The organism is Streptomyces sp. CB02261, assembly GCF_001905665.1.
Classification (GTDB): domain Bacteria; phylum Actinomycetota; class Actinomycetes; order Streptomycetales; family Streptomycetaceae; genus Streptomyces.
This window is the reverse complement of record NZ_LIVX01000014.1, coordinates 69,736-83,599: the sequence shown is the minus strand read 5'-3', so window position 1 is coordinate 83,599 and position 13,864 is coordinate 69,736. Positions and strand designations below refer to the sequence as shown.

Annotated in this window: 12 protein-coding genes and 1 pseudogene; 7 read left to right on the top strand and 6 right to left on the bottom strand. The window is 74.0% G+C overall.

From position 1 onward, the window contains the following. Positions 1–45 precede the first annotated feature (45 nt). A complete protein-coding gene (locus AMK29_RS33470) occupies positions 46–852 on the top strand; it encodes an SGNH/GDSL hydrolase family protein (RefSeq protein WP_073819835.1) in 807 nt (268 codons plus the stop codon). Here the strand turns inward: AMK29_RS33470 and AMK29_RS33465 are convergent. Continuing rightward, positions 836–1,897, bottom strand: a complete 1,062-nt coding sequence (locus AMK29_RS33465) for a protein kinase domain-containing protein (RefSeq protein ID WP_073819834.1) — start codon at positions 1,895–1,897, stop codon at positions 836–838. The two genes, AMK29_RS33470 and AMK29_RS33465, sit on opposite strands and share 17 nt — an antisense overlap. A gap of 324 nt (positions 1,898–2,221) precedes the next feature. Here AMK29_RS33465 and AMK29_RS33460 point away from each other — a divergent pair, with 324 nt between their 5' ends. Then, positions 2,222–2,494, top strand: a complete 273-nt coding sequence (locus AMK29_RS33460; RefSeq protein ID WP_030551510.1) for a hypothetical protein — start codon at positions 2,222–2,224, stop codon at positions 2,492–2,494. A 208-nt stretch (positions 2,495–2,702) separates the two neighbouring features. Here AMK29_RS33460 and AMK29_RS33455 read toward each other — a convergent pair whose 3' ends face one another. Both AMK29_RS33455 and AMK29_RS33450 read right to left on the bottom strand, forming a co-directional pair. Beyond that, entirely contained in the window at positions 2,703–3,899 is a 1,197-nt protein-coding gene (locus tag AMK29_RS33455; protein ID WP_073819833.1) for a CaiB/BaiF CoA transferase family protein, read from the bottom strand. Between the two features lie 97 nt (positions 3,900–3,996). After that, positions 3,997–4,410: pseudogene (locus AMK29_RS33450) on the bottom strand (ABC transporter permease); the annotation flags it as partial. Here AMK29_RS33450 and AMK29_RS33445 point away from each other — a divergent pair. Beyond that, on the top strand, positions 4,304–4,960 hold the full coding sequence (locus AMK29_RS33445; RefSeq protein ID WP_338012748.1) for a TetR/AcrR family transcriptional regulator C-terminal domain-containing protein: 657 nt from the start codon (positions 4,304–4,306) through the stop codon (positions 4,958–4,960). The pseudogene AMK29_RS33450 and the gene AMK29_RS33445 sit on opposite strands and share 107 nt — an antisense overlap. A gap of 15 nt (positions 4,961–4,975) precedes the next feature. On the opposite strand, the gene AMK29_RS33440 is transcribed toward AMK29_RS33445, so the two are convergent. The 3 genes from AMK29_RS33440 to hmgA form a co-directional block, all read right to left on the bottom strand. Beyond that, on the bottom strand, positions 4,976–6,187 hold the full coding sequence (locus tag AMK29_RS33440) for a type ISP restriction/modification enzyme (RefSeq protein WP_073819831.1): 1,212 nt from the start codon (positions 6,185–6,187) through the stop codon (positions 4,976–4,978). A 64-nt stretch (positions 6,188–6,251) separates the two neighbouring features. Then, entirely contained in the window at positions 6,252–7,001 is a 750-nt protein-coding gene (locus tag AMK29_RS33435) for a GntR family transcriptional regulator (protein WP_073819830.1), read from the bottom strand. A gap of 40 nt (positions 7,002–7,041) precedes the next feature. Continuing rightward, positions 7,042–8,364 carry a homogentisate 1,2-dioxygenase gene (gene hmgA, locus AMK29_RS33430; RefSeq protein WP_073819829.1) on the bottom strand — a complete coding sequence of 441 codons (1,323 nt, stop codon included), beginning with the start codon at positions 8,362–8,364 and terminating at the stop codon, positions 7,042–7,044. Between the two features lie 160 nt (positions 8,365–8,524). On the opposite strand from hmgA, the gene AMK29_RS33425 reads away from it, so the two are divergent. The 4 genes from AMK29_RS33425 to AMK29_RS33410 all read left to right on the top strand — a co-directional run bounded on the left by AMK29_RS33425 (position 8,525) and on the right by AMK29_RS33410 (position 13,804). Beyond that, positions 8,525–10,822, top strand: a complete 2,298-nt coding sequence (locus AMK29_RS33425; RefSeq protein ID WP_073819828.1) for a right-handed parallel beta-helix repeat-containing protein — start codon at positions 8,525–8,527, stop codon at positions 10,820–10,822. Between the two features lie 50 nt (positions 10,823–10,872). Further along, complete coding sequence (locus tag AMK29_RS33420; protein ID WP_073819913.1) at positions 10,873–11,724, top strand: hypothetical protein; 852 nt, start codon at positions 10,873–10,875, stop codon at positions 11,722–11,724. After that, a complete protein-coding gene (locus tag AMK29_RS33415) occupies positions 11,721–13,019 on the top strand; it encodes a hypothetical protein (RefSeq protein WP_073819827.1) in 1,299 nt (432 codons plus the stop codon). Before AMK29_RS33420 ends, AMK29_RS33415 begins: the two co-directional genes overlap by 4 nt. A gap of 62 nt (positions 13,020–13,081) precedes the next feature. Beyond that, positions 13,082–13,804 carry a TetR/AcrR family transcriptional regulator gene (locus tag AMK29_RS33410; protein ID WP_073819826.1) on the top strand — a complete coding sequence of 241 codons (723 nt, stop codon included), beginning with the start codon at positions 13,082–13,084 and terminating at the stop codon, positions 13,802–13,804. Positions 13,805–13,864: the final 60 nt, after the last annotated feature.

Genomic DNA, 13,864 nt, shown 5'->3' with positions numbered 1-13,864 from the left:
ATGCTACTACCTGGTAGCGCAGAGATCCTGCTACAGGGAGGTTCCATGAGACTGTCCCGATTCACCGCCCTTTCGTCCTCTCTCCTGCTCGGTGCCGTCCTCGCCTTCACCGGGGCGGGGGCGGCCCAGGCGGCCGAGACCGCCGCTCTCGACTACGTGGCGCTGGGTGACTCGTACTCCTCCGGTGTGGGCGCCGGGAGTTACGACAGCGCCAGCGGCGACTGCAAGCGCTCCACGAAGGCCTACCCGGTGCTGTGGAAGAACGCGAACGCCCCCTCCTCCTTCGCGTTCACCGCCTGCTCGGGCGCCCGAACGGGTGATGTGACCGCCAATCAGCTCGGTCCGCTCTCCGCCGCCACGGACCTGGTCTCCGTCACGATCGGGGGAAATGACGCCGGTTTCGCGGACGTCATGACGACCTGTGTGCTGCAGTCCGAGGCCACCTGTATCAACCGCGTGAATCAGGCCAAGAGCTACGTGGACACCACGCTCCCCGGCAGGCTCGACTCCGTCTACACGGCCATCAGGGGCAAGGCGCCCGCCGCCCGCGTCGTCGTCCTCGGCTACCCGCGCTTCTACCAGATCGGCGGCTCCTGCATCGCCGGCCTGAGCGAGAACGAGCGCCGGGCCATCAACGGAGCCTCCGACCACCTCAACGCCGCCCTGGCCAAGCGGGCCGCCGACCACGGCTACACGTTCTCCAGCGTCGTCTCCGCCTTCACCGGGCACGAGATCTGCTCCGGCTCCGCCTGGCTCCACAGCGTCAACTGGCTCAACATCGGGGAGTCCTACCACCCGACCGCGGCCGGTCAGTCCGGCGGCTACCTGCCCAGCTTCAGGAACGCGGTGTAACCGGACCGCCCTCCGCGCCGTCCGTGGCGCCGGGGCCGGCCGGAGCGGTGCTCGTGACACCGCCGGGGCCGGGCCCGGCGCCTCGCTCGTCGTCCCGGAGCGCGTGATACGTCAGCGCCCCGGCGATCAACAGGACGCCGACCACCCCGGCGAGGAGGACATGGCCCCGGCGCGGCGACCCCGTGAGGTGGGGCCGGTGAGTGCCGGGGGACGGTTCGGGCGGGCGGGGCGGGTGCGCGCCGGCGACCGGAGGGACCGGCGTGCGGGAACCGTCGGCCGCACTCCCGCGCCCACGCCCGCCGTTGTCGCCGACGCCTCCCTTCCGGCGCCCCGACGCGCCGTCCGTCGGGGCGGTGGTCTCACTCCGGGTCGCACGCGCGCCGCCCGTGGCGATCCGACGCAGCTCCTCCTCGGCCCCGGCTGCCGCCAGGGGGTGGGCCGGGTGGGACAGGCCCTCGATGACGGCGCGGAGCGCCCCGGTGCGGTCGTCCGCCGACGGAAGCGCCGAAGCCGCCGCGCCGAGCAGGGCGCCCAGCGTCCGCAGCTCCGCCTCCTGCCCCGGGTCGTCGCCGGGCGCCGCGCCGAAGCCGGTCACGACGACCCGTCCGTCGTTCGCGAGCAGGACGTGTCTCGGCTCCAGGCCCCGGTGGGCGACGCCCGCCTCCCGCGCCGCCCGCAGCGCCGAGAGCACCTCCGCGCCGACGCGTGCGGCCTCGCGCGGGGGCAGCGGACCGGCGGCCTCCAGGGTCTCGGCGAGGGTGAGGCCGCGGACGAGTTCCGTCACGACCCAGGGCCGGCCGTCCTCGGTGGCCACCCCGAGGACCCGTACGACAGCGGGGTGGGAGACCCGGGCGGCGGCCCGCGCCTCGCGCTCGCGCCGCGCGTGCAGGAGGGGCACCTCGTCCGCCGGCAGCCCGGCCGGGGCCCGGAACTCCTTGAGGGCCACCTCGCGCCGGTCCGTCTCGTCCAGGGCACGCCAGACGGTGCCCGTCGCCCCCTCGGCGAGGACGTCCAGAAGCCGGTAACGTCCCGCGATCACCGTCATGGATCCACGGTAGCCGAGGGGTGCCGTCCTGGCCCCCGGGCCGTCGGGCGGAAGGCCACGGGGACGAATGGACGATCTTGGTGGTGGAGATCACACAGGCCCGGCCGACCGGAGGGCAGGGTCCGGAGTGCAGGATGGTTCGTGACGGTTCGGCAGGTGTTCGAGCCCTGTCCAACTCGCCCTGGAATCAGATGGATTCGGACAGTGACCGTCAACCCCCGTACGAGTGCCGTCGATGCCTTCGGCGGGATACACGGGTGTGAGCAAGGGGCGATAGGGTTAACCTGCCCTGGGACGGGTGCCCTTGTACGGGTGGGGAGTGACATGGAACAGATAGCAATGCGCAGCAGGCCTCGAGTGCCTGCCATCACCTGCGGGAGCAGCGCGACGAGTTCGCGGCTCGACCGTCATCTCGCGGTGCTCGGCGGACCCGCCGTGCCCCAGCGAGAGGTGGCCGAGGCGACGCTGCTGATGCGGGAGTTGACGACGCGTACGCACGAGGCGCCGGTGCACGGTCACCGCAGCCGCAGCGCACGGGTCTCACTCTTCGCCCCGCTCCGCCGCCTGCGCCGCTCCCTCTTCGGAACGCGTCGCTAGGAGACGCCCCGCCGATCGTGATCGATCCGGGGCCACGCCCTAGGAGTCGGGTGCCGGGCCGCGCACCCCGAGGTTCCCGCCCGCCGCAGCCCGGTCGCCCGTACGACTCCGCCCGCGACATCGCCGGACGTGTCCCCGCCCGTCCGGCGATCGGTCGTACCCGGCGCAGTACCGGGCCCCGATGACGGACCCGGCGCACGGAGGCGCGTCAGGCGATCACTCCCGCGCTCCTCAGCTCCTTCAGCTCCGCCTCCGGCACCCCGAGGCCCGCGAGCACCTCGTCCGTGTCCTGGCCCAGAGCCGGGATCCGGCCCGGCCGCGGCTCCGGTGCGTCCGGGAACACGATCGGCGGCAGCAGCGAACGCAGCGGCCCGACCGGCGACTCCGTCTCGCGCCAGCGGTCACGGGCCGTCAACTGAGGATGCTCCGCCAGCTCCGCGACCGAGTTGAGCCGGGCGCAGGCGACACCGGCCGCGTCGAGGCGGGCCAGTGCCTCCGTGGCCGTCAGGGGAGCCAGCGCCTCCGCGACCACCGCGTCCGTCGCCGCCCGCCCGGCCACCCGCGCCGTGTTCGTCGCGAACGCCGGCGCGTCGGCGAGCTCCGGGCGGCCGATGACCTGTTCGGCGAGCCGCCGCCACTCCCGGTCGTTCTGCACGGAGAGCAGGACCAGGCCCCCGTCCGCCGTCGGATAGGCGTCGTACGGCGCGATCACCGCGTGCGCGAGCCCCGTTCGCGCCGGTGCCGCGCCCCCGTGCATCCCGTGGTGCAGCGGATGCCCCATCCACTCGGCCAGCGAGTCGAGCAGGGAGACCTCCACGGGACCGCCCCGGCCCGTCGTCCCGCGCCGTACGAGCGCGGCGAGGACCCCCGAGAAGGCGTACATGCCGGCCGCGATGTCGGCCGCCGGGATCCCCGACTTGACCGGCTGCTCCGGAGTGCCGGTCACCGAGACGAGGCCCGCCTCGCACTGGACGAGCATGTCGTACGCCCGCTTGTGCGCGTACGGGCCCGTCGCCCCGTACCCCGAGACGTCCACCGCGATCAGCCGCGGGTGGGCGGCACACAGGGTGGCGGCGTCGAGGCCGAGCCTGGCCGCCGCCCCCTGGGCCAGGTTCTGCACGAAGACGTCCGCGTCGGCCACCATCCGCCGGGCGAGGGCGAGCCCCCGGGGGTCCTTGAGGTCGACCGCCACGGACTCCTTTCCGCGGTTGCACCACACGAAGTGGGAGGCGAGGCCGCGGGCGGCCGTGTCGTACCCCCGGGCGAAGTCCCCGCCGTCGGGGCGCTCGATCTTGACGACCCGGGCGCCGAGGTCGGCGAGCTGCCGGGTGGCGAAGGGGGCGGCGACGGCCTGCTCGACGGCGACGACCGTGATCCCGTCGAGGGGGAGTGGCTGAGTGCTCATGGAAGCCCTGCCTACCCTGCGGGGCGGGTCCTTGTCACCGGGACGTGGGTCACGGACCCCGGACGGTCCCGGCGTCGCCCCTTGCCGGTCGGCCCGGTCAGCCCCTGGCGTAACGGCGTACCGCGAGCGGGGCGAAGAGGGCGATCAGGCCGAGTGACCGGAGGAGCGCCCCGGCGACCGGGTGGGCCACCGGCCAGGCCGCGTCCGCCGGTACGGGCGCGTTGCCGAAGAGGGCCCGTACCGCCGTGGTGACCGCCGAGATCGGGTTCCACTCGGCGACCGTGCGCAGCCACCCCGGCATGCCGTCGGTCGGGATGTACGCGTTGGACAGCAGCGGCAGCATGAACGTGGCGCTGCCGAGCTGGCCCGCCGCCTCCTCGCTCTTCGAGGCGAGCCCGAGCAGGATGCCCACCCAGGTCGTCGCGAAGCGGAAGAGGAGCAGCAGGCCGAGGGCGCCCAGGGCCTCCGGAGCCGTCCCCTCGATCCGCCAGCCCATGGCGAGGCCGACGATCTACGAGCTGATGGTCGACGCGGTCAGCGACGAGTACGAGTTCCCCGAGAAGCCCAGCGGCGACTGGCGGGCCGACATGACCGGCATCGCCCACCAGGGCCCCGCGATCATGTACCGGCATCCCTGGCCGGCCCGGGTGATGACCAGCGCCTACGGGTTCAGCCCCGACGCCCTGCGTTTCCTGGAGTGGTGCCTGAGCTGCCTCGAGCCCCTGGACATCCCGTCCGGGCCGAAGATGCAGCTGATCGCCAGGGTCAACGGCACGGTCATGGCGACCGTCGCCGACGAGCAGGCCGTCGCCGAGCGGGCCCGCGGACTGCCCTGGTCCGAGGAGCAGGAACAGGCGGTGCGCCGTGCCTACCTCGCGGGCCAGGTGGCGAGCGGCCGGTACCCGCACCTCGCGCGGCTGCTCGCCGGGTCCCCCGCACCCGTCGACCCCGACGAGATCTTCGCCCTGGGCATCGCCCGTCTTCTCGACTCCTTCGCGCCGCCGGGGGCGGGGGCGCCTCCGGTTACAGGCAGCCCCCGGTCGCAGAAGCGCCACCGGTAACAGGGTCCCCTCCGGTCACAGGAGCATGAACTGCCCCTCCGGGCCCTCCTCCTGATGGTCCAGTACGGACGCGGGGCGGCGGGCCCGGGGTGGTGGCGGGAGGATCCCCGCCGCCCGCAGCTCCTCCCGGCCCGCCGCCTCCCCGGTGAAGGCGGCCCGCTCCGCCTCCCGGGCCCCGAGCAGCGCGAGCATCGTGATCAGGTCGAGCAGCTCCGAGGTCCACTCCTGCGGCCAGGCCACCGGTCCGATCGACTCCAGGGAGCCCGGCTCCTGCGGTGCGGTCCGGTGCGCGAACCACTGCTCCAGGACCCGCGCCCCGCCGACACGGAACTCCCAGGCCTCCTCCGGTACGGGCGAGATCCGGCCCTCGTCCAGGCACAGGGCCTCGTCCTCGTCGTCGTACGTCAGCGTCGCCAGCCGCGCGGGCACCGCCGCCCGTACGTAAGGGCGGCGCCCGCCCGGCAGCCGCGGCTTCGCCCCGCTCAGGGCGCCCCGCGCCTGGACGTCCAGGAGTTCCCGGCCGAGCGCCACCCCCGCCGCCCACACCTCCGGGTCCGCCGGGACCGGGACACGGCACCCGGCGGGGGAGGGCCGGGCCGCCGCCACCGTCCACGCGAGCCACTCCAGGGCGTCGACCTCGTGCCCGTACCGCTTCCCGAGGAAGGCGAGGAGGCCGGGCGCCACATTGGGTTCCCGGCCCCCGGGGCGCCGGAACAGCGGGCGGATGCGGCCCGGCCGGCCGGCGGCGGAGCGGCCTTCGGGCAGGGCGGCGGTCACCAGGAGGGCGGGCCCCGCCGCGCCCGGCACGTACCCCTGCTCGACGGCGAAGAGCTGCGGCTCCCCGGCGACCCGCCACAGTTCGGGCCGGGCGGTGTCGATCAGCCGGTGGTCGGGCAGCAGCCACTGCTCGTCGAACGGCCCGCGCGCGACCCGTACGGGCTCCGGGCACGGTCCCGCCTCGCGGGCCAGGCGCACGGTCGAGGTCCGCTGGCCCGGCAGCGCGGCCACCGCGCTGGCGGGCGTCCGCGCCCGGCTGGACCGGAACAGGGCCTCCCGCTCGGCCCCCTCGGCGGCCACCAGGCGATCCCAGCGGGACCGCAGCGTGCGCGCGTCCGGTGCCACGATCCAGGAGCGGCCGAACCGCAGCGGTGCGACGGACCACGGCATGAGGTCGTCGAGGAGGGGCAGGTCGTCGTGCGCTCCGGGGGCTTCCGTCACGCCCCGCATGCTAACGAGCGCCGTCAGCGCTCCTCCACCACCGCTGCCGCCCGGCCGGCTCAGGCGGTGCTTCTCACCTGGCCTCCATCGTCACCGTGAACGAGAAGCGGTCGCCGCGGTAGCGGATGCGCGCCACGTCGACGACCCGCCCGTCCTCGTCGTAGGTCACTCCGGTGTAGTGGAGGATCGGCGACAGCAGCGGGACCTGGAGCAGCGCCGCCGTCTCCGGATCGGCGAGACGGGCCTCGACCGTGTCCGTGATGCGGCTGATCCGCACCCCGACGACGTCCCGCAGCACCTTCGTCATCGGCCAGCGCTCCAGGTCGGCCGGGTCGATCGCGGCGGCGAGCTCGGGGCGTACCGCGTTCTCCGCCCAGTTCGACGGCTCCCCGCTCTCACCGTCGCGGCGCAGCCTCCGGTACGCCACGACCTCCGTCACGTCCGGGAAGTACTCCGCGAGCTCACCCGGCACCGGTTCGGTGCCGTGTCCGAGGACCGTCGTCCGCTCGCCCGACTGCTGGGCCACGACCGCGTCGATCGAGCCGAGCAGCCGGCGCGGGGTGGAGCGCCGGGCGCCGGGCTCGATGAAGGTGCCGCGCCGCCGGTGCCTGCTGATCAGGCCCTCCTCCTCCAGTTCCTTGAGGGCCTGGCGCATCGTGAGCACGCTCACGCCGTAGTGCGCCGCGAGCTGCTCCTCGGTGGGCAGCCGCAGCGAGGCGTCGGGCGTGCGGCCCAGTATCGAGGCGCGGAGCGACTGCGAGACCTGATACCAGAGCGGCAGCTTGCGGTTCAGGACCAGCGAGTCGGGGGCGAAGGCGGTCACGGGTTCTCCGTACGAAGGCTACGGGCTTACGGCCGAGACACTACGGCCGGAAGTGGCGCTCAAGACCCTGCCATACGTCGTCGTACCCGTTCTGCAGATGGTCGGCCCCGGCGGCCTGAGGAGTCGCCGTCACCGGCCAGCGGGTCTCGAACATGAACGCGAGGCCGTCGTCGATCTTCTGCGGCCGCAGCTCGGCGGCGCTGGCCTTGTCGAAGGTGTCCCGGTCGGGGCCGTGCGCGGACATCATGTTGTGCAGCGAGCCGCCGCCCGGTACGAAGCCCCCCTTGCCGGCCGTCTTGGCGTCGTACGCGCCCTCGATGAGGCCCATGTACTCGCTCATCACGTTGCGGTGGAAGTACGGCGGCCGGAAGGTGTCCTCGCCGACCAGCCAGCGCGGGGCGAAGACCACGAAGTCCACGCTCGCCAGCCCCGGGGTGTCGGAGGGCGAGGTGAGGACCGTGAAGATCGACGGGTCGGGGTGGTCGTAGGAGATCGTCCCGATGACGTTGAAACGGTGCAGGTCGTAGACGTACGGCGTGTGGTTGCCGTGCCAGGCGACGACGTCGAGCGGGGAGTGGCCGTACGTCGCCGACCAGAGGTTGCCGCAGTACTTGTTCACCACCTCGACGGGGCCCTCGACGTCCTCGTAGGCGGCGACCGGGGCCCGGAAGTCCCGGGCGTTGGCGAGGCCGTTGGCGCCGATCGGGCCGAGGTCGGGGAGCTGGAACGGCGCCCCGTAGTTCTCGCAGACGTACCCGCGGGCCGTCTCGTCGAGCAGCTCGACGCGGAAGCGGACCCCACGCGGGACCAGCGCGACCTCACCGGGGTGGACGGCGAGCAGACCCAGCTCGGTGCGGAGGAGGAGGCCGCCGCGCTCCGGGACGATCAGCAGCTCCCCGTCCGCGTCGCCGAAGACCCGCTCCATGGAGGCGTTGGCGTGGTAGAGGTGCACGGCCATCCCGGCGCGCTGGGTCGCGTCGCCGTTTCCGCCGAGGGTCCACAGACCGGCCAGCCAGTCGGTGCCGGGCGCGGGCTCGGGCAGGGGGTCCCAGCGCAGCCGGTTGGGGTCGGGCACCGTCTCGGTGAAGGGGGCGCCGCGCAGCGCGCCGTTGTCGATCCGGGTGAACGGCGGGTGCGCGGCCGAGGGGCGGATCCGGTAGAGCCAGGAGCGGCGGTTGTGGGCCCGCGGCTCGGTGAAGGCGCTGCCGCTCAGCTGCTCGGCGTAGAGGCCGAGGGGCGCGCGCTGCGGCGAGTTGCGGCCGTGCGGCAGCGCGCCGGGAAGGGCCTCCGAGCTGTGCTCGTTGCCGAAACCGGTGCTGTAGCTGAGCGCCTCGGCCGTCTTCCTGGCCTGCTCCGTGGTCATCGCCCGCTCCTGTCCTGAGCCCACAAGGGAATCCTATGGATGACCGTAGGATTCCGCGCGGCTTCCGTCAACGGGGCACAGGGGGGCGATCCGGGCCCGTCGTCGACGATCTCGACGCGAGGGGGTCAAAAAAGATGAACATTGCTCTACTCTCACGCGCATGTCCTGGACCCGAAGGTTCGTCCTCGCGCTCTCGGTCGTGCTCGCGGCGCTCGCCGCGGCCCTGCTCACCGCCCCCGGGGCCCAGGCCCACGAGGAGCGGCCCGTCACCTTCCCCGACGGCTCCGGCAGCGTGCCGAAGCTCCGCACCGGGGAACCCGACCTCCTCGTCTGCAAGACCGACCGGGCCGACTTCCAGCGCCGGGTCTCCGGCTTCCCGGCCCCGCTCAAAGCCCGCAACCTCGCCCTGTACGAGCGCTGCGTCCAGAACGGTTACCGCCACCTCCAGCAGGCCGTCGACGCCGTCGACCGGCCCGGCCTCACCATCGCGATCCTCCCCGGCCTCTACGAGGAGGAGCCCTCACTGCCCCCGCCCACCGGTGCCTGTGCCACCCTCAAGGCCCCGAAGTCCGCGCTCGGCTACCAGATCCTCAGCTACGAGCAGCAGCGGCAGTGCCCGCACAACCAGAACCTCGTCGCCATCCTCGGCAAGAAGAACCTCCAGATCGAAGGCACCGGAGCGTCCCGCCTCGACGTCGTCATCGACGCCAAGTACCAGAAGCTCAACGCCCTCCGCGCCGACGGCTCCGACGGCGTCTACTTCCGCAACTTCACCGCCCAGCGCACCACGTTCAACTCGCTGTACGTGCTCGCCGCCGACGGCTTCGTCATCGACGACGTCCTCACCCGCTGGAACGACGAGTACGGCTTCCTGACCTTCGCCTCCGACCACGGGCTCTACAAGAACTGCGAGTCCTACGGCAACGGCGATTCCGGCATCTACCCCGGCTCGGCCTCCGACATCAACGACGGACGCGGCTACGACGTCCCCCGCTACTCCATCGAGATCACCGGCTGCCGAAGCCACCACAACATGGTCGGCTACTCCGGAACCGCCGGCGACTCCGTCTGGGTCCACGACAACGAGTTCGACCACAACATGGGCGGCGCCTCCATGGACTCCGCCTTCCCCGGCCACCCCGGACTGCCGCAGAACCACGCGAAGTTCGAGCGGAACCTCATCCACGACAACAACCAGAACTACTACCGGTACGTCGCGGACGGCACCTGCGCCCGCCCGCCCGTCGAACGCGGCTACGAGCAGGGCGTCGTCTGCCCCCAGATCTCCATGCCGCCCGGCACCGGCATCATCACCGCCGGCGGCAACTGGAACCTCTACGAGGACAACTGGGTCTACGGCCACCAGCGCGCCGCCTTCTACCTCAGCGCCGTCCCCGCCTTCATCCGAGGCGAGTCGGCCTGGGACAAGCAGACCGACACCTCCCACCGCAACCGCTACGCCGGCAACCACCTCGGCGTCGACCGCGCAGGTGCCTCCCGCCCCAACCGCAGCGACGTGTGGTGGGACGGCCAGGGCAGCGGCAACTGCTGGCAGACCGACACCGGAGCCGCCTCCCCCGGCGCCCTGCCCGGCTGCGGGGCACGCCGCGGCGAGGTCTCGGGGAACACCGACCGGCTCGTCGGCGAACCCGTCAAACTCGCCCAGCTCCTCGTCTGCGCCGACTACGACGTCCAGGCCCGCCGCCTCCCGGCCGGCTGCGACTGGTACGGCGCCCGCGGCCTCCAGCGCGTCGAGACCCAGCTCGCCCTCGGCAGCGCCCTCGTCCTCGCCCTGGCCGGCCTCGCCCTCTGGTGGCGCCGGCTCCGCCACCACCGACTCGCGGGCGCGGCCACCCTCGTCGGCCTCGCCGGCCTGGCCCTCGACGTGGCCGGCTCGACCCTCGCCCTCACCCCGACCGCCGTCCCGGCCCTCGCGCTCCTCCTCATCGGCGTGTGGTGGACCCTCCTCGGCCTCGCCCTGCGCCCCGGCCGCCCCGTCTTCGCCTGGACCACCGTCACACTCGGCGCCCTCACCCTCCTCGACGCCTTCGACAAGGCGATCCTCATGGTCCCGGGCATCCCCCTGAGCCCCGCCTGGCTCCGCCTCCTGCTGGGCACCGTCTGGCTCCTGTGGGCGGTGGTGGCAGCGGGATCCCGCCGCGCCCCCGAGGGACCTGGGGCCCAGGCCGGACCCGGGGCCCAGGCCGGACCCGGGGCCCCGGACCCGGACCCTTCCTCGGGCCAGTCAACGGATTCGGACCGGGCCGGGGCTTCGATCCCGGCCGCGGCCTCGGGCCGGCCCGAGGCATCGATCCCCGCCCCAGCCCCGGCCTCGGGACGGCCCACGGCCTCCGGCCCGGCACCGGGCGGTGGTGCCGAGGTCACGTCCGGCGGCTCCGGGCCCGGTGCCGATTCCGGGCACGCCGAGGGGCGGACGCGCGGGGAGGGAACGGCGTGACCCGGCCCCGCGCGACCGCACCGAGTCCCTCCCGGACGCCCGGGACCGGCATCGCCCGGACGCCCGCCGCGCTCCTGGTCCTGCCGGCCCTCGCCGCCGTACTGGTCCTCGCGGGGTGCGGAGGGCGGCCCACCACCCACCACAAGCCCGGCACCAGTCACCAGGAGGCCACCGGCAGCAGCGGCACCCTGCTGCCCGCGCGGGACGAGGGCGGGCACCGGCTGCGGGAGCTCCCGGCGGCGGCCGCGCCCACCGTCCGGGCCGAGGCACGCCCCGACAGCGAGGGCGGCTGGAACGTCCACCTCACGGTGGAGAGGTTCCGCTTCACCCCAGAGAGCACCGGCGGCGCGGCCCTCCCGGGCCGGGGCCACGCCCGCCTCCTGGTCGACGGCAAGGAGACCACCCGCCTGTACGGCCCCTGGGCCTACGTACCGGCCGGTGCCCGCGCCCTGACCGTCCGGCTCCACGCGGACGACCACACCGTCTGGGCCGTCGCCGGCACCCCCGTCCAGACCGTCCTTCGCCTGGACGGCACCCCGAACCCGTCGGCCCCCGCTCCGTCGGCGCCCGCCCCGGCGACGCCCGCCACTCCCGCGTCGCCCACCCCTGCCCGCCCGACCGACGCCCGCCCGCCCGACCCCGGCCGGACCGTCACCCTCACCGTCACCGGAACGACCGTCTCACCGCCCCCTTCCCGCATCGAGTTGAAGAAGGGCGAACGCCTCACCCTCCGTGTCACCAGCGACCGCGCCGACACCCTCCACGTGCACGGCTACGACCGCGAACTGCCGCTCGCCCCCGGGACGCCCGCCACGCTCACCCTCACCGTGGACCGCACCGGCCTGTTCGAGGTGGAGACCCACGAGTCCGGGCTCCTGCTGACCCAACTCGTCGTCCGATGACCGGCATCCACGCCGTCACCGCCCCCGCGCTCGGCTCTCCGCTCGCCCACGGCGTGGGCTCCCGGCACGACCTCCCCCTCTCTCCCTTCTACGCCTACGCGGGCGCCTTCGCCGCCCTCCTCGTCTCCTTCCTGGCCCTGGGACTGCTCTGGTCCTCCTCCCGTTTCCGCGGCGACCTGGCCGGACGCCCGCTGCCCGCCGCCCTCCAGCGGGTGGCCGACGCCCCCGTCACCCGGACCGCGCTCCGAGTCCTCGGAGCCACCGCCGCCCTGGTCGTTCTCCTCCACCTCCTCCTCGGCCCCGACGACCCCGACCGCAACCCCGCGCCCGGCGCCCTCTACGTCCTGCTCTGGGTCGGACTCGTCCCCGCCTCCCTCCTCCTCGGCCCCGTCTGGCGCCTCCTCAACCCCCTGCGCGCCCTGCACGCCCTGCGTCCGCCGCGGAGCCCCCGCCCCCTGCCCGCCGCGCTCGGCATACGCCCGGCCGCCGTCGGACTCCTCCTCTTCACCTGGCTCGAACTCGTCGCCCCCGGCAACACCTCCTCCTCCACCCTCCTCATCGCCCTGACCGTCCACACCGGCGTCCAACTCCTCGGCGCCGCCCGCTACGGCGACCGGTGGTTCGCCCACGCCGACCCCTTCGAGGTGTACTCCTCCCTTCTCGCCCGGCTCTCACCGCTCGGCCGCCGCGCCGACGGCCGACTGGTCCTGCGCTCCCCCTTCCACGGGCTGGACTCGACCCCGCAGACCCCCGGTCTCGTCGCCACCGTCTGTGTCCTCCTCGGCTCCACCGCCTACGACGGCCTCTCCGACAACCCCCGCTGGATCACCACCCTCCAGACCTCCTCCCTCGGCCCCACATCCACCGCCACGCTCGGTCTCCTCGCCGCCGTCGCCCTCGCCGCCGCCTGCTACGGCCTCTGCGCCGGCGCCCTGCGCCTGATGAACCCCGCCGTCACCACTCCGCTCACCTCCTTCGCCCACTCGCTGCTGCCCATCGCCCTCGGCTACCTCGTGGCCCACTACTTCTCGCTCCTCGTCACCGAAGGACCACGCACAGTCATCATGGCAGCGGGCACTGACAACGCCCTCGCACCCGCCCCGTTCCTGGGCCCCGCGGGCCTCGCGACGCTCCAGGTCGTCGCGATCGTCACCGGCCACGTCCTCGGTGTCGTCGCCGCCCACGACCGGTCCGTGCGTCTCTTCCCGCCCCATCGCGCCGTCGCCGGCCAACTCCCGCTGTTCGCGCTGATGATCGCGTACACCCTCGGCGGCATCGGCCTGCTGATCGCCTGAACGACGAGACGTCCGGCCCGCCGTGCGCCCGTACCCGCCGGACCCCCGACCGGAGCGGCATCATGGTCCCCGTGTCCCAGACCCGCGCCCAGACCCCTCCGGCCCTCCGCCGCGCCCCCGTCCAGCGGCGCAGTGCCGAGCGGCTCGCCCGGATCCTCGACGCCTGTGCGGCGCTTCTCGACGAGACCGGCTACGAGCAGCTGAGCACCCGTGCCGTCGCCGGCCGCGCCGGAGTCCCGATCGGCTCCGTCTACCGCTTCTTCGGCAACAAGCGGGCGATGGTCGCCGCCCTCGCGCACCGCAACCTCGACGAGTACGCCCGGCGGGTCTCCGACCGCCTCGCCGCGGCGCCGCGCCTCGACGCCTACGGGGCCATCGACGGCGTCCTGGACGAGTTCATCGCGATGAAGCGGACCGTCCCGGGGTTCGCCCTGGTCGACTTCGGGGTGCCCGCGGCCGCGCCCGGTGAGAGCGAGGGTGCCGAGGAGGTCGACCCCGGGGAGGGCGAGAGTGTCGAGGAGGTCGACCCGGGGGAGGGTGACGGTTCGGCCGGGGGTGCCGTCGAGGATCCCAACCGGCTGGTCGCCGAGCGGCTCTGCGCCCTCCTCGCCACCCACCTGGACCGCCCCGCGGACGACGACCTGCGGCGAAAGGTCCTGGTCGGCGTCGAGACCGCCGACGCCCTCGTCCGGCTCGCGTTCCGCGCCGACCCCGCGGGCGACCCCGCGCTCATCGACGAGACCCGCCATCTGCTCCACGCGTACCTGGCGCCCTCGCTCTCGTAACCTCCGGCCGACCCCTCCCGCACGTGCCAACCGGTCGGTATGCTCAGCCGTCCGACGCCG

Excerpts from the sequence above, each read along its gene's own strand:
- AMK29_RS33470 (WP_073819835.1), top strand. The coding sequence starts at position 46 with ATGAGACTGTCCCGATTCACCGCCCTTTCGTCCTCTCTCCTGCTCGGT.
- AMK29_RS33465 (WP_073819834.1), bottom strand. The coding sequence starts at position 1,897 with ATGACGGTGATCGCGGGACGTTACCGGCTTCTGGACGTCCTCGCCGAG.
- AMK29_RS33460 (WP_030551510.1), top strand. The coding sequence starts at position 2,222 with ATGGAACAGATAGCAATGCGCAGCAGGCCTCGAGTGCCTGCCATCACC.
- AMK29_RS33455 (WP_073819833.1), bottom strand. The coding sequence starts at position 3,899 with ATGAGCACTCAGCCACTCCCCCTCGACGGGATCACGGTCGTCGCCGTC.
- AMK29_RS33445 (WP_338012748.1), top strand. The coding sequence starts at position 4,304 with ATGCCCACCCAGGTCGTCGCGAAGCGGAAGAGGAGCAGCAGGCCGAGG.
- AMK29_RS33440 (WP_073819831.1), bottom strand. The coding sequence starts at position 6,187 with ATGCGGGGCGTGACGGAAGCCCCCGGAGCGCACGACGACCTGCCCCTC.
- hmgA (WP_073819829.1), bottom strand. The coding sequence starts at position 8,364 with ATGACCACGGAGCAGGCCAGGAAGACGGCCGAGGCGCTCAGCTACAGC.
- AMK29_RS33425 (WP_073819828.1), top strand. The coding sequence starts at position 8,525 with ATGTCCTGGACCCGAAGGTTCGTCCTCGCGCTCTCGGTCGTGCTCGCG.
- AMK29_RS33415 (WP_073819827.1), top strand. The coding sequence starts at position 11,721 with ATGACCGGCATCCACGCCGTCACCGCCCCCGCGCTCGGCTCTCCGCTC.
- AMK29_RS33410 (WP_073819826.1), top strand. The coding sequence starts at position 13,082 with ATGGTCCCCGTGTCCCAGACCCGCGCCCAGACCCCTCCGGCCCTCCGC.